This window comes from Pararhodobacter marinus, from assembly GCF_003122215.1.
GTDB lineage: Bacteria > Pseudomonadota > Alphaproteobacteria > Rhodobacterales > Rhodobacteraceae > Pararhodobacter > Pararhodobacter marinus.
Genome location: NZ_QEYD01000007.1, coordinates 48,131 through 67,683, shown reverse-complemented (window position 1 = coordinate 67,683; position 19,553 = coordinate 48,131). Strand labels below are relative to the sequence as shown.

The 19,553-nt window shown below is 68.2% G+C and carries 16 protein-coding genes; 8 read left to right on the top strand and 8 right to left on the bottom strand.

Going from position 1 to position 19,553, the window contains the following annotated elements; translation table 11 throughout:
* Positions 1-95: 95 nt before the first annotated feature.
* Positions 96-467: a DUF6455 family protein gene (locus C4N9_RS12485; protein ID WP_109533670.1), complete on the top strand. Its 372-nt coding sequence runs from the start codon at positions 96-98 to the stop codon at positions 465-467.
* A gap of 64 nt (positions 468-531) precedes the next feature.
* On the opposite strand, the gene C4N9_RS12480 is transcribed toward C4N9_RS12485, so the two are convergent.
* The 3 genes from C4N9_RS12480 to C4N9_RS12470 form a co-directional block, all read right to left on the bottom strand.
* Positions 532-2,181, bottom strand: coding sequence for a BCCT family transporter (locus C4N9_RS12480; RefSeq protein ID WP_109533669.1), 1,650 nt, complete (start codon positions 2,179-2,181; stop codon positions 532-534).
* 141 nt (positions 2,182-2,322) lie between these two features.
* A complete protein-coding gene (locus C4N9_RS12475; protein ID WP_109533668.1) occupies positions 2,323-2,724 on the bottom strand; it encodes a universal stress protein in 402 nt (133 codons plus the stop codon).
* 151 nt (positions 2,725-2,875) lie between these two features.
* Positions 2,876-4,411 carry an ATP-dependent DNA helicase gene (locus tag C4N9_RS12470; protein ID WP_109533667.1) on the bottom strand — a complete coding sequence of 512 codons (1,536 nt, stop codon included), beginning with the start codon at positions 4,409-4,411 and terminating at the stop codon, positions 2,876-2,878.
* Between the two features lie 165 nt (positions 4,412-4,576).
* Here C4N9_RS12470 and C4N9_RS12465 point away from each other — a divergent pair, with 165 nt between their 5' ends.
* Complete coding sequence (locus tag C4N9_RS12465; RefSeq protein WP_245902535.1) at positions 4,577-5,341, top strand: HAD-IIB family hydrolase; 765 nt, start codon at positions 4,577-4,579, stop codon at positions 5,339-5,341.
* The gene (locus tag C4N9_RS12460) at positions 5,334-6,569 is read left to right on the top strand and encodes a glycosyltransferase family protein (RefSeq protein WP_109533665.1); all 1,236 of its coding nucleotides are present in this window, start codon (positions 5,334-5,336) and stop codon (positions 6,567-6,569) included. The genes C4N9_RS12465 and C4N9_RS12460 overlap by 8 nt, the downstream gene beginning before the upstream one ends.
* 6 nt (positions 6,570-6,575) lie before the next feature.
* Here the strand turns inward: C4N9_RS12460 and C4N9_RS12455 are convergent, their stop codons facing one another.
* Both C4N9_RS12455 and xseA read right to left on the bottom strand, forming a co-directional pair.
* Complete coding sequence (locus tag C4N9_RS12455; protein ID WP_109533664.1) at positions 6,576-8,324, bottom strand: sugar phosphorylase; 1,749 nt, start codon at positions 8,322-8,324, stop codon at positions 6,576-6,578.
* 159 nt (positions 8,325-8,483) lie between these two features.
* A complete protein-coding gene (gene xseA / locus C4N9_RS12450; protein ID WP_109533663.1) occupies positions 8,484-10,022 on the bottom strand; it encodes an exodeoxyribonuclease VII large subunit in 1,539 nt (512 codons plus the stop codon).
* Between the two features lie 137 nt (positions 10,023-10,159).
* Here xseA and purD point away from each other — a divergent pair, with 137 nt between their 5' ends.
* Positions 10,160-11,422 carry a phosphoribosylamine--glycine ligase gene (gene purD, locus C4N9_RS12445; RefSeq protein WP_109533662.1) on the top strand — a complete coding sequence of 421 codons (1,263 nt, stop codon included), beginning with the start codon at positions 10,160-10,162 and terminating at the stop codon, positions 11,420-11,422.
* Complete coding sequence (gene recO / locus C4N9_RS12440; protein WP_109533661.1) at positions 11,423-12,145, top strand: DNA repair protein RecO; 723 nt, start codon at positions 11,423-11,425, stop codon at positions 12,143-12,145.
* Between the two features lie 127 nt (positions 12,146-12,272).
* Here recO and C4N9_RS12435 read toward each other — a convergent pair whose 3' ends face one another.
* Positions 12,273-12,731 carry an Lrp/AsnC family transcriptional regulator gene (locus C4N9_RS12435; RefSeq protein ID WP_109533660.1) on the bottom strand — a complete coding sequence of 153 codons (459 nt, stop codon included), beginning with the start codon at positions 12,729-12,731 and terminating at the stop codon, positions 12,273-12,275.
* A 135-nt stretch (positions 12,732-12,866) separates the two neighbouring features.
* Here C4N9_RS12435 and putA point away from each other — a divergent pair, with 135 nt between their 5' ends.
* The 3 genes from putA (at position 12,867) to C4N9_RS12420 (ending at position 18,157) form a co-directional block, all read left to right on the top strand.
* Entirely contained in the window at positions 12,867-16,289 is a 3,423-nt protein-coding gene (gene putA, locus C4N9_RS12430; protein WP_245902534.1) for a bifunctional proline dehydrogenase/L-glutamate gamma-semialdehyde dehydrogenase PutA, read from the top strand.
* The gene (locus tag C4N9_RS12425; RefSeq protein ID WP_342748802.1) at positions 16,286-17,092 is read left to right on the top strand and encodes a rhomboid family intramembrane serine protease; all 807 of its coding nucleotides are present in this window, start codon (positions 16,286-16,288) and stop codon (positions 17,090-17,092) included. The genes putA and C4N9_RS12425 overlap by 4 nt, the downstream gene beginning before the upstream one ends.
* Positions 17,093-17,224: 132 nt before the next feature.
* The gene (locus C4N9_RS12420; RefSeq protein WP_109533658.1) at positions 17,225-18,157 is read left to right on the top strand and encodes a pirin family protein; all 933 of its coding nucleotides are present in this window, start codon (positions 17,225-17,227) and stop codon (positions 18,155-18,157) included.
* Positions 18,158-18,362: 205 nt separating this feature from the next.
* Here C4N9_RS12420 and C4N9_RS12415 read toward each other — a convergent pair whose 3' ends face one another.
* Positions 18,363-18,995 carry an NrsF family protein gene (locus C4N9_RS12415; protein ID WP_109533657.1) on the bottom strand — a complete coding sequence of 211 codons (633 nt, stop codon included), beginning with the start codon at positions 18,993-18,995 and terminating at the stop codon, positions 18,363-18,365.
* Complete coding sequence (locus C4N9_RS12410) at positions 18,992-19,540, bottom strand: sigma-70 family RNA polymerase sigma factor (RefSeq protein ID WP_245902533.1); 549 nt, start codon at positions 19,538-19,540, stop codon at positions 18,992-18,994. Before C4N9_RS12410 ends, C4N9_RS12415 begins: the two co-directional genes overlap by 4 nt.
* Positions 19,541-19,553: the final 13 nt, after the last annotated feature.

Genomic DNA, 19,553 nt, shown 5'->3' with positions numbered 1-19,553 from the left:
CGGCGCGTGGCAGGCTGGACCCGGGGCAGAGAGGCGGGCGTCAGACCTGTCGGGCACTCATCCCGGCCAAGGAGGGCCAGCAAGGAGAGAAAGCGATGATGGAGCGATTCCTGCGCATGTTCCGGCTCAGCCGCGACCTGCACGAGATCAACGCACTGAGCGATGCCGAACTGGCGGATATGGGCGTCACCCGGACCGAGGCGCTGCAACTGGTCGCATTGCCCGACGAGGTGCCCGCGCGCGTGGCCGAGATGGCACGGCTGTTCGGGCTGAGCATGGCCGAGCTGATGGCCGACCGCCGCGTCTGGCACGAGGTCTTGGGGCGCTGCAACGGCTGCACCGATCCGGGCACCTGTCACCGTTTCATGGCACGCGAGGAACCCGGGGCGTCGGTCGATACCGCGACGCTGACCTTCTGCCCCAACCGCGCCACATTCGACGAACTGGCACAGGGCGTGCGCGGCTGAAAGGGAAAAGGGCGGCAGGTTACCCCGCCGCCCCTTGTCTTCAGGTCTCCGGTTGTCTTGCGTGTCAGGCGCGCGGTTCGGCCATCAGGCCCTTGACCAGCGCCCAACAGCCCAGAAGCAGCACGATGGCGAAGGGGAAGCCCGTCGACACCGCCATCGCCTGAAGCGCCACCAGCCCGCCGCCGATCAGCAGCGCCGCCGCGACCAGGCCTTCGAACACGCACCAGAACACGCGCTGCGCGACCGGGGCGTCGACCTTGCCGCCGGCAGTGATCGTGTCGATCACAAGCGAGCCGGAATCCGACGAGGTGACGAAGAACACGATGACCAGCACGATGCCGATGATCGAGGTGATTTGCGCCATCGGCAATTCCGAGAGCATGCCGAACAGCGACAATTCGGGCACGTAGTTCTCGATGACATAGCCGTAGACGGCGCTGTCGGTCGCGCGCTCGATGATCTGTTCGATGGCGGTGCCGCCGAAGGTGGTCATCCAGATCATCGACACCGCCGTCGGGATCAGCAGCACGCAGGTGATGAACTCGCGCACGGTACGGCCACGGCTGACGCGGGCGATGAACATGCCCACGAACGGCGACCAGCTGATCCACCACGCCCAGTAGAACGCGGTCCAGCCCTGGCGGAAGCCGTCGTCCTCACGGCCGATCGGGTTCGACAGCGGGATCAGGTCGACGAAATAGGCGCCGATATTGCTGAAAAACTGGGTGACCAGCGTCATCGTCGGGCCGACGAAGATCACGAACAGCAGCAGGATCGCGGCGAGGCCCATGTTGATCTCGGACAGCAGCTTGACGCCCCCGTCGAGCCCGCGCAGCACCGAGATCAGCGCGATCGCGGTGATGCCCGCGATCAGGAAGACCGCCACGGTCACCGTGTCGTTGATGCCGTCAATGCCGAACACGAAGCCGATACCGGCCGAGGCCTGTTGCGCGCCGAAGCCCAGCGACGTGGCCAGGCCGAACAGCGTGGCCAGCACCGCGAGGATGTCGATGATGTGGCCCGGCCAGCCCCAGATCCGCTCGCCGAAGATCGGGTAGAAGATCGAGCGCACGGTCAGCGGCAGGCCCTTGTTGAAGGCAAAGAGCGCCAGCGCCAGCGCCACCACGGCATACATCGCCCAGGGGTGCAGGCCCCAGTGATACATCGTCGACGCCATCGCCATCGAGCGGGCGGCTTCCACGGTCGCGGGATCGGCAAGCACGCCGTCCACGATGCCAAGGTCATTGCCCAGCGGCTGATCGCCCCACGGCGTGCCGAAGTAATAGACGGGCTCGAGCACCCCGAAGAACATCAGGCCGATGCCCATGCCGGCGGCGAAAAGCATCGCGAACCAGCCGAGATAACCGTAATCGGGTGTGGCATCGACGCCGCCGATGCGGACCTTGCCCAGGGGAGAGACCAGAAGGCCGAGGCAGACGAGCACGAAGATGTTGCCCGCGATCAGGAAGAACCAGTCCAGCTTCGAGGTCAGGAAGCCCCGCATCGCCGAGAAGGCCGGTTCGATCTGCGTCTGGAAGGCCAGCGTGACGATCACGAAGGCCACAACCGCCAGTCCCGAAATCAGGAAAACAGGGTTGTGGATGTCCAGGCCGAAGGGTTGGATATTGTTCTGACCGATCTCGTAATCGGTCTCGATGATGTCCGCCGGTCCCTCGGGAGCCGGGATCGCTTCGCTGTCAGTACTGTCTGACATGCATGATCTCCTGTTGTTTGTTGGTGTTTGCCGCCTGCGGGAGGCGGCTTGGAGCAAAGGTAACGTCCTGTGTTGCAGTCGGTTCGACGGAGGTCGTGATATTCGTCTCGCGGGCGCGGGGCGCGCGCGGGACGGCCGGTGTCAGCGCACGACGAAAACCGAAACGCCGGTATGCGCGGCCAGCGACGCGCCATGCGAGCCCCAGAAGAAATCGGCGATGCCGGGCTTGTGCGAGGCCATCACGACCAGATCCGCGCCGGTCTCGTCGATCGCCTTGAGCAGCGTCTTGTCGATATCGATCGCCGGATCGTGCGCCGAGTAGCTCTTGGTCGTGCTCTTGCCCGGCCGCCCGGCGGCGAAGGCTTCGAGTTTCTGGGCGAACTCTTTGGGGTTATGCGCGATCTTCGTGGGCGTCTCGGCCGTGACCGAAACATACACGATCTCGGCGCCGAAGCTCTGTGCGAGTTCCTCGCTGACGGTCAGGGCTTTGTCGAGTTGCTCAAGGTGCGTCAGGTCCACGGGGACCATGATCCTTGAAAACATGCTGTCCCTCCTTGTTGCCGTGGTTGGGAGCTGGCTGCGGTCGAATGTCACAGCCGGCTCCCCTATGGGTAACAAGCCCGTTAACCGGGCCGAAACCCAAAAGCGACATGATTGCCAAAAAAAGTCGCTTTCCGGGCGGGCGATTCGGGGGTTACGATTCCTGTGCCTGCAAGGTAAGGGGCGCCGCCGGCTGGGCCAGGTCGTCGATTCGCAGCGGGCCTTCGGGCCGCGCCAGACGGTTGCGCACCACCCAGAGCAAGCGATGCTCGGCGCGGGTGATGGCGACATAGGCCAGCCGTTTCCACAGGGGGATGCCCGCCTCGGTCCGTCCCGCGCGCGCCGCGGCGTAGAGATCGGGCGCGAAAACCTGCACGTCGCGCCACTGGCTGCCCTGCGCCTTGTGGATAGTCACCGCCGCGCCGTGCAAAAAGGCCGCGCCCATGGTCGCGGCGAAGGGAATGAAGGGTTCTTCCTCGCCCTCGCGCTCGATCTTCACGATCGAGGCCGCCGACAGGCGCGGCTCCTCGGACCCCATCACATGCAGACGCGAGAATCCGGGTTTCGATCCGGGACCCAGATAGATGCATTGCGCGCCCTTGATCAGCCCGCGCGCCTCAAGATCGATCCGGCGCTTGCGGTGCTTGAGCGGCAGTTCCAGCCCGTCGCAGATCAGCGGCTCGCCCGGCAACAGCTCGGTCTCGGGCGCGCCATGGGCCGCGCGAAAGGCATGGATCAGCCGGATCCGCGTGGCATTGCGCCAGACCAGCACCGGCGAGCGCGCCATAAGGTCGCTTTCCACCCGCCCGGCCCAGACGACGCGCTCGTCGCGCTGCGCGGCGTCCTCGATCATGCGCTCGAATTGTTCGAAACCCAGATCGGGATCGGCCAGCGCATGGGCAAGATCGAGGATCGGGTTATCGTCGGCCTGCCGGTGGATGCGGTGCAGTTCCAGCTTCTGTTTCGCGGGCAGGGTGTCGAAGACCATCTCGCCCGACTGGCCCACCGGCGCCAGCTGCGCGGGGTCGCCGAACAGAACGAGGGTCTGGAAGATTTCCTGCAGATCCTCCATCTGGCGGGCATCCAGCATCGAGCTTTCGTCGATGAAACCAACATCCAGCGGATCCTCGCGCCGTTTCCAGCCCTTGATGAAATCCGAGCCGCGCAGACCGGCGGCGGCCAGCGCGCCGGGGATCGACTTGACCGTCTCGTAGAACGCCTTTGCGCGGTCAAGCGCGGTGTCGGTCAGATCCTCGATCTCGGGCTTCGAGGCATTGCCTTCCAGCCATTCGGCGATCTTCTCGTATTCCGGGTCATAGACCGGGGTATAGAGAATGCGGTGGATCGTCGTCGCGGGCACCCCGCGGTTTCGCAGGACCGAGGCCGCCTTGTTGGTAGGGGCCAGGATCGCCAGCGTGCGCCGTTCCTTGCGCCGCTTGCCCTCGTAATCGCCGCTGACGGTTTCCACCCCCGCCGCAGACAGCGCCTTGGTCAGCTCGGCCAGCAGCATGGTCTTGCCCGAACCCGCCTTGCCCAGAACCGCCATCACCGCGCCGTCGCCATCAGGATCGGGCGGCAGCAGCGTTTCGTCGGCCAGATCAATTCCGGCCTTGCCCAGAAGCTCGGCCAGCGCATCCCAGGCGGCGGCCTGATCGTCGGAGAAAGTCAAGGCGGGAGAGGCATTTGTCATGGCGCGACCCTAATCCAAGGGGCGGGGGGAAGGAAGCCTGCCGCGCAATCGCGCAGCTGCCTTCGGGGCGGGCAGGAACCGGCGCGGCGGCGCGCAAGGACGGTTCCGCGCTTCCCGCGCCGGGCGGGCGGCGATAGGCTGAGCCGGACGATGACGGGGGACCCCTTGAGATTGCTGGTTTTCACCGATCTGGACGGCACCCTGCTGGACCATGAAACCTATGATTACGCCCCGGCGCTGCCGATGCTGGCGCGGCTTCGGGACAGGGGCGCGGTGGTGGTGCTGGCTTCGTCCAAGACCGGAGCCGAGATCGCCGAGTGGCAGGACCGGCTGGGCCTGAGCGATTGCCCCGCCATCGTCGAGAACGGGGCCGCGCTTTATGACGGCACGTTCGACGACCGCGACTACCGGCGTATCCGCGCGGTTCTGGCGACGCTGGACGCGCCCTTCCGGGGTTTCGGCGACATGGACGCGGCGGGCGTCGCCGCCGTCACCGGCCTGTCGCCCGAGGCCGCCGGAAAGGCCCGGACGCGCGCGCATTCCGAGCCGGGGCTCTGGCTGGGAACAGAAGCGCAGCTCGACGGTTTCCTGTCGGCGCTGGGCGAACAGGGCATCCATGCGCGGCGCGGCGGGCGGTTCCTGACGCTGAGTTTCGGCGGCACGAAGGCCGCGCAGATGCAGGCCTTGATCGACCGCCTTGCGCCCGAGGTGACGGTGGCTCTGGGCGACGCGCCCAACGATGCCGAGATGCTGGCGCGCGCCGATTACGGCATCGTCGTGCGCAACGATCACGGGCCGGGGCTACCGCCTTTGCCCGGGGAAGAAACGGGCCGGATCCTGCGCACGCGCGCCGAGGGTCCGGCGGGATGGGGCGAAGGCATGACCGCGCTTCTGGCGCGGCCGGAACTAGCAGGAGCAGCGGATGGCTGACTTTCACCAGAACGGCAATATCGCGCAGTTTCACAACCTGCGCACGCGCTCGCTCGACGAGCTGGAATACCGGCTGGCGACCTTCGCGCAGACCCGCAAGATCAGCCTCATCCTGCCCTCGCTGTTCTCGGAACTCGAAGGCCCGGCGCTGCAGAACATTCTCGATGAGCTGTCGCAGGTGAAATACCTGCACCGGATCATCATCGGGCTGGATGCGGCCAGCGAAGAGCAGTTCCGCCATGCGCGGCAGTTCTTTGCCCGCCTGCCGCAAAACCACGTCGTGATCTGGAATGACGGCCCGCGCATGAAGGCGCTGATGGAGCGGCTGGAGCCTCTGGGGCTGGGCCCGATCGAGAAGGGCAAGGGGCGCAATGTCTGGACCTGCATCGGCTACCTGATCGCGTGCGCCGACAGCGCGGTGATGGCGATCCACGATTGCGACATCGTCACCTACAAGCGCGAGATGCTGTCGCGGCTGGTCTTCCCGGTGGCACATCCGGCCTTTCCCTACCAGATGTCCAAGGGCTTCTATCCGCGCATCGGCAACAACCGTCTGGGCGGGCGGGTCACGCGCAACCTTGTCAGCCCGCTGCTGATTTCGCTGAAGAAAGTGCTGGGGGACAGCGAATACATCGATTACCTGCGTGCCTTCCGCTACCCGCTGTCGGGCGAATTCGCGATGCGCACCGCGTCGCTGCCCGATCTGCGCATGCCGTCCGACTGGGGGCTGGAGATCGGCGTGCTGTCCGAAGCCTGGCGCAATCTGGGGCCGCGCGCGGTCTGTCAGGTGGAAATCGCCGATGTCTACGATCACAAGCATCAGGACCTGTCGGCGGCGGATGCGCTGACCGGGCTGAACCGGATGTCGCTGGATATCTGCAAGGCGATTTTCCGCAAGCTGGCGGCGGACGGCAAGGTTCTGTCGCCGCATATCTTCCGCACGCTCAGGGCCACCTACTACCGCCGCGCGCTGGACATGCTGGAAACCTATTCGCACGACGCGCAGATGAACGGGCTGGATTTCGACCGCCCGGCCGAGGAGCGCTCGATCCAGCTTTTCGCCGAGAATATCGTGCAGGCGGGGCAGGTCTTTCTGGAGAACCCGCAGGAATTGCCGTTCATCCCGAACTGGAACCTGGTTCACGCCGCCGATCCCGCATTCCTGAGCGATTTCCGCAACGCCGTCACCGCCGACATGGCCGACAGCGAGCCGGACCGCGTGGTCTGAGCGGGCTTAACCGGCGTCGTTGGTGATCCAGCGGACCTGATAGGGCGCCATCGGGATCATGCCATCGGCATCGATGGGCTCGCCCGACAGCAGGTCGTACCATTCCTCGTCCTCGATGAGGTTGAGCGCATAGGCGTCCAGATCCACCGCCGCGGCCGAGACATTGTGCAGCGCGAAGATGGATTGCCGCCGGTCGAGCGATTGCCGCCACACGCCCAGCAACTGCTCGTCAAGCTGCAGCGTCAGCTGCGTGGCATTGGGATGAAACGCGGCCTGCCGCGCGCGGATCTTCAACCGCCGCGTCAGTTCGCCCAGCACCCGCGCCTGATCGCTTTCGGGATCGGCCAGCCTGTCCTGCAGCGCGGGGTAATGCCATCGGTGGCGGTTGATCGCCCGGTTCATGCCGCGCCGCGTGACGGCCTCGTGGTCGTTGGGCGTGCCGATCATCGAATGCAGGTAGAAAGCGGGCATCCCTTCAAGCGACATGACGATGCTTTGCGAGCACAGAAAGCGCTCGATCTTCAGCGTGTCCTCGCCGTCGAAGGTCTTGGTCATCGCGTCGAAATAGGCGCAGTTGATCTCGTAGACCGACTGCCCGCCGCCCGCGAGCGCGCGCATCGACACAAGGCCTCCGACCTCTTCCACCGTGTCGATGATCTGCGCGATTTCCTCGGTGGGCAGGATGCCTTCGACCGGGCGCATCCCGATGCCGTCATGCGAGGCGGTGAAATTGAAATAGGCGCAGCCCAGCGGCGCGGGTGGCATCGCCCTGAGCCAGCGGCGCAGGTAGCGCACATTGCCCGACAGAAGCGCGTGCAGCACCAGCGGCGGCAGCGGGAAGTTGTAGACCATGTGCGCCTCGTCCCGGCGGCCGAAATAGGACAGGTTCTCGGTCTTGGGGACGTTGGTTTCGGTCAGCAGGATGACCTTTTCCTGCGCGAAATCGGCCAGCACGCGCATCAGTTTGACGATCGCATGGGTCTGCGGCAGGTGGATCGAGGGCGAGCCGATTTCCTTCCAGACGAAGGCCACCGCATCCAGCCGGATCGTGCGCACGCCCTGATCGATGTGGAAGCGCAGGATGCGGATGATTTCCAGCAGGACCTCGGGGTTGTGGAAATCCAGATCGACCTGATCGTGACTGAAGGTGCACCAGACATGGCGCGGGCCGGTCGCGGTATCGACCTCGCGCAGAAGCGGCGTGGTGCGGGGGCGGACGACGTCGGACAGGTCGTCCTCGGGCGAGGCTTCCTTGAAGAACCGGTCATAGGGCGCCTTCCCCTGCAGGTAATCGTTGAACCACGCGCCCTGACTGCTGACGTGGTTGAGCACCATGTCCGACATCAGGTGAAAATCCTTGCCGATCCGGCGGATATCGGGCCAGTCCCCGAGCGAGGCATCGACCTTGTAATAATCGGTGACGGCGAAACCGTCATCCGAGGTATAGGGGAAGAACGGCAGGATATGCACGCCGTTGACCGCGCCCTTCAGATTCCGTTCCAGGAAATCGTGCAGAAGGTCGAGCGGCTTGTGGCTGCCATCCGAGATCGTGTTGCCATAGGTGATGACCATGGCGTCGGCTTCGGACCACAGGTTGTTCGACGGGCGGCGCGGGCGCTGGCGGCGGGGATGACCTTCGGGCCAGAAGGCGGCGATCACCTCGCGGGTCAGCGCGCCGGCATCGTGATCGGGATAGATCTGGGCAAGCAGGGTATAGAGACGCGTGCGCAGGCTTGTGGCGGCGGCTTTGGGAATGGGCTTTCTCCCGGTCCTGAACGGCTTGGGGCGAGTGTAACGCGTTGACGACAGGGGTAAAGGCCCGCGCGGCGGGGCAGTCGCGCGCTGCCTGTTCGATGGGCACCGGCGCCACCGTATCGGGCAGCGTCGGAAAGTGCGGCCCCCGCTGCGGCGGTGTCAGAACAGCGAGCCCTGGCTGGGCGGTTTCGCGCCTTCTTCCTTCGGATCGCTCTCCGCCGCGCGCGCGCGCTGTTTCTTCGGCTTGGGCGCATCGCCGACCGGCAGGGCCTCGAACCGACCATCGCGCATCTCGACGGTGATCTGCGGCAGCGCGCGGGCGGCTTCGGCGCTGGTCAGCGGCGTGTCCCCGGCGCCCCGGATCACCGCGAAACCGCGCGCCAGCGTCTGTTCGTAACCCAGCGAGCGGTGCATCCGGTCCAGCGCCTTCAGCGCCTCGGCGGCATCGCGGGCATGGCGGGTGACGGCCGCCTGCGCGCGCTGGGCAAAGCGCGGGGTCGTCAGGCGTTCGGATTTGCGCGCGACGCTCTGGGTCAGCGCGGGCGCAAGCCGGCCCGCCGATTGCGCCAGCCGCTCCCCCCGCTGGTCGAGCTTGGCGCGCAGCGCGCCGGGGCGCAGGCCCGCGCCCGCGCGGTTGAGCTCAAGCGCCTTGCGCTGCGCAAGCGCGCGCAAGGAGCCCGCGAACCGGTCCGAGGCCCGGTCGAGCCGTTGCACGGGTGTCGCCAGCAGCGCATCCGGGCGTGGCAGGGCGCGCGCAAGGTCGCGCAGGCGCTGCGCGCGCAGTTGTGCCGAGGCGGTGCCCGCCCGGTGCAGCCGCGCGCCCAGATTGGCCACATGCGCCAGCAGGTCGGCGCGCACGGGCACCGCCAGCTCGGCCGCCGCGGTGGGCGTGGGCGCGCGCAGATCGGCGGCGTGGTCAATCAGCGTGGTATCGGTTTCATGCCCCACGGCCGAGATCAGCGGAATGTCCGAGGCAGCGGCGGCGCGCACCACCGCCTCGTCGTTGAAGCCCCACAGATCCTCGATCGAGCCGCCGCCGCGCGCGACGATCAGCACATCGGGGCGGGGCACCGGCCCGCCGGGTGCCAGCGCGTTGAATCCCTCGATGGCGCGGACCACATCCGCCGGGCAGCGCTCGCCCTGAACGGCGACGGGCCAGACGATGACCCGGCGCGGGAAACGGTCGGCCAGCCGGTGCAGGATATCGCGGATCACCGCCCCCGAGGGCGAGGTCACGACACCGATCACCTGCGGCAGAAACGGCACCGGGCGCTTGCGGGCGGCGTCGAACAGGCCCTCGGCAGCCAGCTTCTTGCGCCGCGCTTCCAGCATCGCCATCAGCGCCCCGGCGCCCGCCGGTTCCACATTCTCGACCTGAAGCTGGTACTTGGATTGCGGTCCGTAGGTGGTCAGCCGCCCGGTGGCGATGACTTCCATCCCCTCCTCGGGGCGCACCGCCATGCGCGCGACCTGTCCCTTCCAGCTGACCGAGGCGATGACCGAACGGTCGTCCTTGAGGTCGAAATACATATGCCCGGTGCGCGCGATGACCACGCGCCCGACCTCGCCGCGCACGCGCACGCGGCCGAATTCGCCCTCGAGCGTGCGTTTCACCGCGCCCGAGAGTTCAGACACCGTGAAGTCATGGGCATTCGTGGGGCCGCCGGGTCGCGGTTCGTCGTCGTCGATCAGGTCCATGGCCGGCAATCTAACGCGGCCGCGGCCCGGGCGGAAGGCGGGTCGCGTGTCGATCCCGCAAACCGCTTGAGAGCGGGGGGCAAGCGTCCTAAAAGCGCCCGGACCATCGGAATTTGTCTCTATCACGGGCGGGCGGCATGAATATCCTCATCCTCGGCGGCGGCGGGCGCGAACATGCGCTGGCCTGGGCGATCAAGCAGAACCCCAAATGCGACAAGCTGATCGCCGCGCCGGGCAATGCGGGCATCGCGGCCATCGCCGAATGCGCGACGATCGACGCCGAGGACGGCGCCGCCGTCGTCACCTTCTGCGAGGATAACGCCATCGATTTCGTGGTCATCGGCCCCGAAGCGCCGCTCGCCGCCGGTGTCGCCGATGCATTGCGCGCGGCGGGGATCCTGTGCTTTGGCCCTTCGGCGGCGGCGGCGCGGCTGGAAGCCTCGAAAGCCTTCACCAAGGAGATCTGCGACGCGGCCAACGCGCCCACGGCGGGTTATGCGCGGTTCGACGATCTGGAGGCCGCGAAGGCCCATGTGCGCGAGCAGGGCGCGCCCATCGTGGTCAAGGCCGATGGCCTGGCCGCGGGCAAGGGCGTGATCGTGGCGATGACGCTCGACGAGGCGCTGGCGGGTCTGGACGAGATCTTCGGCGGGGCCTTCGGCGATGCGGGCGCCGAGGTGGTGATCGAGGAATTCATGGAAGGCGAGGAAGCCTCGTTCTTCGTGCTGGTCGATGGCGAGACCTGCCTGCCCATCGGCACCGCGCAGGACCACAAGCGCGTGGGCGAGGGCGATACCGGCCCCAATACCGGCGGCATGGGCGCCTATTCGCCCGCCCCGGTGCTGACCGACGCCATCGCGCAGCAGGCACTGGACGAGATCGTGCGCCCGACAATGGCCGAGATGGTGAAGCGCGGCGCGCCCTATCAGGGCGTGCTTTATGCCGGGCTGATGATCAAGGACGGGCACGCGCGGCTTGTCGAGTACAATGTCCGTTTCGGCGACCCGGAATGTCAGGTGCTGATGATGCGGCTCGGCGCGCAGGCGCTTGACCTCATGTTGGCCTGCGCCGAGGGCCGGCTCTCCGAGGCCCGCGTGAACTGGGCCGCGGATCACGCGATGACCGTGGTCATGGCGGCCGAGGGCTATCCCGGCGCCTATCGGAAGGGGACCGGGATCAGGGGCCTCGACGCGCTGCCCGAGGACAGCTTCAACATGGTGTTCCATGCCGGCACGAAAGAGGATCACGGACAAATCCTGGCCAATGGCGGGCGCGTTCTCAACGTCACCGCGCGCGGCGCCACCCTGGCCGAGGCGCATCAGCGCGCCTATGCGATGGTCGATGCGATCGACTGGCCCGAGGGCTTCTGCCGCCGCGATATCGGCTGGCGGGCGCTGTGAATGGACTGGGCGGGTGAAGGGCTTCTGCTCGGCACGCGCCCGCATGGCGAGAGCGCGGCGATCATCGAGGTCTTCACCGCCGAACACGGGCTGCACCGCGGCGTCGTGCGCGGCGGTGTCTCGCGCAAGCTGACGCCGATCCTGCAGCCGGGCAACACGCTGGCGCTGCGCTGGCGCGCGCGGCTCGACGATCATCTGGGCAATTTCACCGTCGAACCCGCGCGCGAACGGGCGGCGGCGATCCTGACCGATGCCGAGCGGCTGGCCGCGCTCAACGCGGTCTGCGCGCTTCTGGTCTTCGCGCTGCCCGACCGCGATCCGCATCCTCGCCTGCACGCGCTGACCGCCCATCTCTTCGACCGGCTGGCCGGGGGGGATCGCTGGTTCGGCGCCTATCTCTTGTGGGAGCGCACGCTGCTCGACGAAACGGGCTACGGGCTCGACTTCTCGGCCTGCGCGGTGACGGGGGCGGTGGACGGGCTGGCCTATGTCTCGCCACGGACCGGGCGCGCCGTTACGCGCGAAGGCGCGGGCGACTACGCCGACCGGCTGCTGCCGCTGCCCGCGCTGCTGATCGACGCCACCGCGCCCGAGGACCGCGCGCAGATGGCGCAGGGACTGCAGACCACCGGCCATTTCCTGCGCGACGTGCTGGCGCCTGCACTGGGGTCGAAACCTGTTCCCGAAGCCCGGAACCGTCTCGCGGCCCGCTTCGATCGTTGAGCGGTATTCTCAAGCCACCAGGATCCACAGGGAGCGTCGCGGGAGGGGAGGTCCGGAGGGGGCGCCTGCGTCCCCTCCGGGCAGGGGCGGGCGGCAGCCCGCCGGGCGCTGGGGGGCTCGATGCCCCTCAGCGCCCGCCTTCCTTGACCGATTCCATCGCCACATGGGTCGAAGTCGACGACACATGCGGCAGCGCCGAGATCCGTTCGGCCAGCGTCCGGCGGTAATCGAGGATATCCTGCGAGCGCACCTTCAGCAGGTAATCGAACGCCCCGGCGATCATGTGGCATTCCTCGATCTCGGGCGTCAGCAGCACCGCCTTATTGAAGGCCGTCAGCGCCGCCTCGCGGGTATCGGACAGCTTCACCTCGACGAAGGCGACATGCGCCTGTCCCAGCCGGTGATGATCCAGCCGCGCCTGGTAGCCGGTGATGAATCCCTCGCGTTCCAGCCGTCGCAGCCGCGCCTGGGTGGGCGATTTCGACAGGCTGATCCGGCTGGCCAGTTCGGTGACGCTGATCCGGCCGTTCTGCTGCATCAGCCGCAGGATCGCATGGTCGAAACTGTCGAGATCCTCGCGGTTCATATTCCTGCCTTCCTGCCGAAAATCGGCGTATTTGCCTGCCGCGCGACCGTAATCGGGAAGAAGGTGGGCCGCAACCGGGGTATCATGGGTCCGATTTCTGTTGGCCTTCACCCCTTCGCGCGCAGGTTTCCCCCGATGAGCATGGATCCCCTTCTCGACCCTATTCCCGCCAGCGAAGAGGCGCTGGTCAGCCGCCTTGCCGCGCAGGTCGCGCTTGACGACACGGCGCGCGCCCGGGTGCGGGACCGCGCCGTCACGCTGGTGCGCCAGATCCGCGACGGCGCCCGTCCGGGTCTGATGGAGGTCTTCCTTGCCGAGTACGGGTTGTCCACCGAAGAGGGCATCGCGCTGATGTGCCTGGCCGAGGCGCTTCTACGCGTGCCCGATGCCGCCACCATGGACGCGCTGATCGAGGACAAGATCGCGCCCTCGGACTGGGGCAAGCATCTGGGGCATTCGGCCTCGTCGCTGGTCAATGCCTCGACCTGGGCGCTGATGCTGACGGGCCGCGTGCTCGACGAGCGCGAGCCGGGCATTGCCGGCCATCTGCGGGGCGCCGTGAAACGACTGGGCGAGCCGGTGATCCGCACCGCCGTGGGGCGCGCGATGAAGGAGATGGGCCGTCAGTTCGTGCTGGGCGAGACAATCCAGTCGGCGATGAGCCGCGCGCAGGGGATGGAGGCGCGGGGTTATGCTTATTCCTACGACATGCTGGGCGAGGCCGCGCGCACCGAGGCCGATGCGCTGCGCTATCTCGACGCCTATGCCCGCGCGATCGAGGCGATCGGCAAGGGCTGCAAGGGGCGCGACGTGAAGGCCAATCCGGGCATCTCGGTCAAGCTGTCGGCGCTGCATCCGCGCTACGAGGAAGCGCAGCGCGAACAGGTGATGGAAGACCTCGTGCCCCGCGTGACGAAGCTGGCGCGCATGGCGGCCAAACGCGGCATGGGCTTCAACATCGACGCCGAGGAACAGGACCGGCTGGTCCTGTCGCGCGACGTGATCGCCGCTGTGCTGGCCGATCCGGCGCTCGAAGGCTGGGACGGGTTCGGCGTCGTCGTGCAGGCCTACGGGCCGCGCGCCGGCGCGATGATCGACTGGCTTTACGCCGAGGCCACGCGGCTTGACCGCAAGCTGATGCTGCGGCTGGTCAAAGGTGCCTATTGGGATACCGAGGTCAAGCGCGCGCAGGTGATGGGCCTGCCCGGTTTCCCGGTCTTCACCGCCAAGACCGCGACCGACATTTCCTACATGGCCAATGCGCGCAAGCTTCTGGGCATGACCGACCGGATCTATCCGCAATTCGCCACCCATAACGCGCATTCGGTCGCCACCGTGCTGGAAATGGCCGGCGACCTGCCGCGCGACGCCTTCGAATTCCAGCGCCTGCACGGAATGGGCGAAAGCCTGCACGACATCGTGCTGGAAGCCGAAGGCACGCGCTGCCGGATCTACGCGCCCGTGGGGGCGCATCGCGACCTCTTGGCTTATCTGGTGCGGCGCCTGCTGGAAAACGGCGCGAACAGCTCGTTCGTGAACCGCATCGTCGATGACAGCGTGCCGCCCGAGGACGTGGTCCCCGATCCGCTGGCGGCGCACAAACCCTTCGCGCTGACCACCGGGCCCGACCTGTTCCGCCCGGACCGTGCCAATTCGCGCGGCTGGGACCTGACCGCCGCGCCGGATCTTGCCGCGATTGGCGCCGCGCGCCAGCCCTTCGCCATCGAGCATTTCGACGCCGCGCCGCTGCTCGCCGTGCCCGCGCAGGGCGGTGCGGCGGTCGATGCACTGAACCCCGCGCGCCCCGGCGAGCGGGTGGGCCGCGTGACGCAGGCCAGCCGCGCGGATGTCGACGCCGCTCTGGGCGCCGCCAAGGTCTGGGACGCCCCCCCCGAAGAGCGCGCGGCGGTGCTGGTCCGCGCGGCGACGCTGTACGAGCGCGATTTCGGCCGGTTCTTCGCGTTGCTCGCGCGCGAGGCGGGGAAAACCCATCTCGATTGCGTGGGCGAGGTCCGCGAAGCGGTCGATTTCCTGCATTACTACGCCGCCTGCATCACCCCCGACATGGCCCCGCGCGGGCGGATCGTCTGCATCTCGCCGTGGAACTTTCCGCTGGCCATCTTTACCGGCCAGATCGCCGGGGCGCTGGCCGCGGGCAACGCGGTGCTGGCGAAGCCGGCCGAGCAGACGCCGCTGATCGCCGCCCATGCCGTGGCGCTTCTGCACGAAGCGGGTGTGCCGCGCGCGGTGCTGCAATTCCTGCCGGGCGAAGGCGCCGAGGTGGGCGCCGCGCTGACCTCGGACCCGCGCGTCGACGGGGTCGTGTTCACCGGCTCGACCGACACCGCACAGGCGATCCGCCGGGCGATGGCCGACAATCTCGCCCCCGGCGCGCCGCTGCTCGCGGAAACCGGCGGACTGAACGCGATGGTGGTGGATTCCACCGCCCTGCCCGAACAGGCGGTGCGCGACATAGTCGCCTCGGCCTTCCAGTCGGCGGGCCAGCGGTGTTCGGCCCTGCGCTGCCTCTATGTGCAGGAAGACGTGGCGGATCACATGCTGGAGATGCTGGGCGGCGCGATGGAGGCGCTGGTGATGGGCGATCCGTGGCACCTGACCACCGATGTGGGCCCGGTGATCGACGCCGACGCCGCGCGCGAGATCCGCGCCTATGTCGCCGAGGCGCGCAAGGCGGGGCGCGTGCTGCACGAATTGCGCGCGCCGGGATCGGGCCATTTCGTGGCGCCCGTGGTGATCGAGGTGAACGGCATCGACGATCTGCCGCGCGAGGTTTTCGGGCCTGTGCTGCATGTCGCGCGGTTCAAGGGCCGCGACCTGCCCAAGGTGATGGCGGCGGTCAATGCGCGCGGCTACGGGCTGACATTCGGGCTGCACACGCGGATCGACAACCGCGTGCAGGAGGTGGTCGAGGCGATGCGCGTCGGCAATCTCTACGTCAACCGCAACCAGATCGGCGCGGTGGTGGGCAGCCAGCCCTTCGGCGGCGAGGGCCTGTCAGGCACCGGTCCCAAGGCGGGCGGTCCCGATTACGTCGCGCGGCTGGCCGCGCCGGCGGGCGGCCTTTCCGGCGAGGAGGCCGCGGGCGAGGCGGATCTGAAGGCGCTGGAACGCGCGCTGGCCCGGCCGGTGCCGCAAGAGCCGGTCGCGGTGCACGACATGCCCGGACCCACGGGCGAATCGAACCGGCTGAGCCTCTATCCCCGCGCGGCAGTGCTGTGTCTGGGGCCGGGGGCCGGGGCCGAAGCGGCGCAGGCGGCGGCGATCCGCGCGGCAGGCGGCGTCGCCCTCGAGGCGGGCGGCACGGTTCCGGCCGCTTGGCTCGAGACGGCGCAGGGATTCTCGGGCGTTGTCTGGTGGGGCGATGACGAGACCGCGCGGTCCTATGCGCAGGCGCTGGCACGGCGCAAGGGAGCGATCCTGCCCGTCATCACCGCCATGCCCGATGCCGCCCATGCCCTGACCGAGCGGCATCTGTGCGTCGATACGACGGCATCGGGCGGAAACGCGCAACTGCTTGTTGACGCATCGGCGGCTTGACGGAGGCGCGCGCGTCGCGCATCCCCTTTGCCATGCTGCCGTTTCGTGACCGTAACCCGTCGGGGTGTGTGCCCTATGTGACCTGGGCGGTGATCATCGCCAATGTGCTGGCCTTTGCGGCGTTTTACCCGCTTGGCACGGATGCCTCGGTGGCGCGGATCTATCACGACTGGGGCCTGATCCCCGACCGTTTCCTGCGGGGCGAGGGGCTTGTGACGCCGCTCACGGCGATGTTCGTGCATGGCGGCTGGATCCATCTGGCGCTCAACATGCTGTTCCTGCGCGTCTTCGGCGACAATCTGGAGGCCGAGCTGGGCTCCTTGCGATTCGGGCTGTTCTATCTCGCCTGCGGGATCGTCGCCTTCGCGCTGCAGGTGCTGGCCGAACCGTCGAGCCCCGTCGCCATCGCCGGGGCCTCGGGCGCGGTGGCGGGCGTGATGGGGGGCTATCTGCTGATGTTCCCCCGCGCCCGGGTCGAGATGCTGTTGTGGTACGTCGTCGGTCTGCGGGTCGTCGCGGTGCCCGCCTGGGCGCTTTTAGGCGCGTGGTTCGTCGTGCAGGTCGCGGGGGGTATGACGACGCCCGCCGATGGCGGGGTCGCGTTCTGGGCGCATGTCGGCGGCTTCCTTGCGGGCGTGGCTTTGTGTTCGCGCACATGGCGGCTGAGGGGCGGGCGGATCTTCTGGCGCCGCTTCGGCGGGGTGCCCCCGCATCCCACCGCGCAGGTGGTGATCCCGGTGGTCCGCCGCCGCGGCGCGGCCCCGTTGCCGCCCGCCCAGCCCAACGGCCTGTTCCGGCGCTGAGCGTGCCCTGAGCGGGGATTGTGCCGTCGAGGGGGCGGGCTATTGTGCAGGGGTGCAGGTCTTGTCTGCACCGGTTGCCGCCGGTGCCGCCAACGCCATCTTAAAGAGACGACCCGACAGAGGAGCCTCAGGATGAGCTGGAACCCCAATTTCGACCCCGGTCCCTTGACCACGGATCCCGACGCGATCGAGACCGTGATCATCCCGCGAACGCGCGATCTGGGCGGGTTCGAGGTCAGGCGCGCGCTGCCCGCGGCAGAGCGGCGCATGGTGGGGCCGTTCGTGTTCTTCGACCAGATGGGACCGGCCGAGTTCATCACCGGCGAGGGCATCGACGTGCGCCCGCATCCGCATATCGGGCTGGGCACGGTGACCTACCTGCTGGAGGGGCATTTCATCCACAAGGACAGCCTCGGCTCGGACCAGCGGATCAATCCGGGCGAGGTCAACTGGATGATCGCCGGGCGCGGCATCACCCATTCCGAGCGCACCGACGCCCAGAGCCGCCAGGGCCGCCACGACCTGTTCGGGGTGCAGACCTGGCTGGCGCTGCCCGAGGACCGCGAAGAAATGGAGCCGGCCTTCGAGCATCACGGCAAGGAAGTGCTGCCGCTGCTCGATGCCGAGGGCAAGCGCGCGCGGGTGATCCTGGGCCATGCCTGGGGCGTGAAGGCGCCGGTCTCGACCTTCGGCGACGTGTTCTATGCCGATGTCCGGCTGGAAGCCGAGGCCAAGCTGCCGATGCCCGACGGGCACGAGGATCGCGGCCTGCACGTGCTGTCGGGTTCGGTCCATGTTGGCGGGCAGGAGATCAGTGCGGGGCAGATGGCGGTGTTCCGTCCGGGTGACGCGATCACCCTGCAGGCGGGCGCGGCGGGCGCACGGCTGCTTGTGCTGGGCGGCGATACGCTGAACGGTCCGCGCTACCTGTGGTGGAACTTCGTCAGCTCGTCGAAAGAGCGGATCGAGGAGGCCAAGGAAGAATGGCGCCAGGGCCGCTGGGGCAAGGGGTTGTTCGACCTGCCGCCGGGGGATGACGCGGAATACATCCCGCTGCCGGACTGAGATCCGGCGCATGGTGCGTGCACAGCACGCACCCTACAGCGTCCGGCTCGGGCTGCCGGGCGCGCGCGCCTGCCGGAGGCGGCCGGCGCCCTCGGCTTGCTCCGGGTTCTGGTCGTGTCGCCGCGCAGTTCTGGCTCGGATTGCCGGGAGCATCATTCCCGGCGGGACGCGGCTGTAGGGTGCGTGCTTTGCACGCACCACCCCCTCACCAGCGCAAGAGCCGCGCGCCCAGCAGCGCGCCGGCCAGCGTCACCCCCGCCATCGCCACGCCATAGGCCGGGAAGAAATACATCAGGTGGTCATGCGGGCAATGCAGCGAATAGATCGCGGCCGCCGCCCCGCCTGCGATCAGCCCGGCCGCCGCCCCACTCGTGGCCGGATGCAGCGTCGCCCCCGCCCGCAGGGCCCAGAGCGCGCCGGCCAGCGGCAGCGCCGCCAGCACGGGCACCGAGATCAGGCAATTGGCGTAATCGGGCGTATCGAGGATCTCGGCGATGCGCGGCACGGGCGTCACCGCCAGCCCCCAGGCCAGCGCCAGCGCCAGCCCCGCCATCAACACGCCGATCAGCGCCCATTCCCGGCCCGCCCGCGCCTCGGGACGGGCAAGCCCGCGCGCCAGCCACAGCGCGCTCAGCGCCAGCGCCAGCGGCACCGCCGTCTTGTAGACCGCGACCGAGCCCAGCGCCGAGGCCAGGTCGGCGCGTACATGCCAGCCCGTCAGCAGCGCCGTCAGCGACAGCGCCACCGCCAGGGGCAGCACACGCACCATCCGCGCGCCCGGCGAGGGGCGCGGCGTGGTGTCGGCGGCAAGCGCCGCGATCAGCGCGTCGGTCTTCATTCGATCATCCTTTCCCGCAGCCGGGCCACCGCTTTCAGCGCCCGGTGCAATGCCACTCTGACCGCCCCCTCGGTCATGCCCAGTTTCGCCCCCGTCTCGGCGGTGCTGTCGCCGTCGATGCCGATCGCGCGCAGGATCTGCGCCGCGCGCGGGTCGAGCTGCCCCAGCACCCGCTCCATGTCATGCGCCTCGAACGGGTCGACCCCTTCGGCGGCGGGCAGGATCTCGGCCATCTCCTCGACCGGGATCTCGACCCGCGTGCCGCGCGCCCGCAGCGCGTCGATCACCTTGTGGCGCGTCACCGCGTAGAGCCACGGGCGCAGCGGCGCATCCTCGCGCCATGTCTGGCGCTTCAGATGGATCGTCAGCAACACCTCCTGCACCACGTCCTCGCAGCCCTCGGCCCCCAGCGCACCGCCGCGGGCCCGGACGATGCCGCGGACGACGGGTGCGATTTCGCCCAGAAGCCGGGCATAGGCACGCTGGTCGCCGCGATTGGCGGCGTGCATCAGCGCTTCCCATGACAGGCTCTCGGACGGTCTCACACAGGCTCCAATA

Coding starts and splice junctions, on each gene's coding strand:
- purD (WP_109533662.1), top strand. CDS start 10,160: ATGAATATCCTCATCCTCGGCGGCGGCGGGCGCGAACATGCGCTGGCC.
- C4N9_RS12480 (WP_109533669.1), bottom strand. CDS start 2,181: ATGTCAGACAGTACTGACAGCGAAGCGATCCCGGCTCCCGAGGGACCG.
- C4N9_RS12485 (WP_109533670.1), top strand. CDS start 96: ATGATGGAGCGATTCCTGCGCATGTTCCGGCTCAGCCGCGACCTGCAC.
- C4N9_RS12415 (WP_109533657.1), bottom strand. CDS start 18,995: ATGAAGACCGACGCGCTGATCGCGGCGCTTGCCGCCGACACCACGCCG.
- xseA (WP_109533663.1), bottom strand. CDS start 10,022: ATGGACCTGATCGACGACGACGAACCGCGACCCGGCGGCCCCACGAAT.
- recO (WP_109533661.1), top strand. CDS start 11,423: ATGGACTGGGCGGGTGAAGGGCTTCTGCTCGGCACGCGCCCGCATGGC.
- C4N9_RS12475 (WP_109533668.1), bottom strand. CDS start 2,724: ATGTTTTCAAGGATCATGGTCCCCGTGGACCTGACGCACCTTGAGCAA.
- C4N9_RS12470 (WP_109533667.1), bottom strand. CDS start 4,411: ATGACAAATGCCTCTCCCGCCTTGACTTTCTCCGACGATCAGGCCGCC.
- C4N9_RS12420 (WP_109533658.1), top strand. CDS start 17,225: ATGAGCTGGAACCCCAATTTCGACCCCGGTCCCTTGACCACGGATCCC.
- C4N9_RS12435 (WP_109533660.1), bottom strand. CDS start 12,731: ATGAACCGCGAGGATCTCGACAGTTTCGACCATGCGATCCTGCGGCTG.
- putA (WP_245902534.1), top strand. CDS start 12,867: ATGAGCATGGATCCCCTTCTCGACCCTATTCCCGCCAGCGAAGAGGCG.
- C4N9_RS12460 (WP_109533665.1), top strand. CDS start 5,334: ATGGCTGACTTTCACCAGAACGGCAATATCGCGCAGTTTCACAACCTG.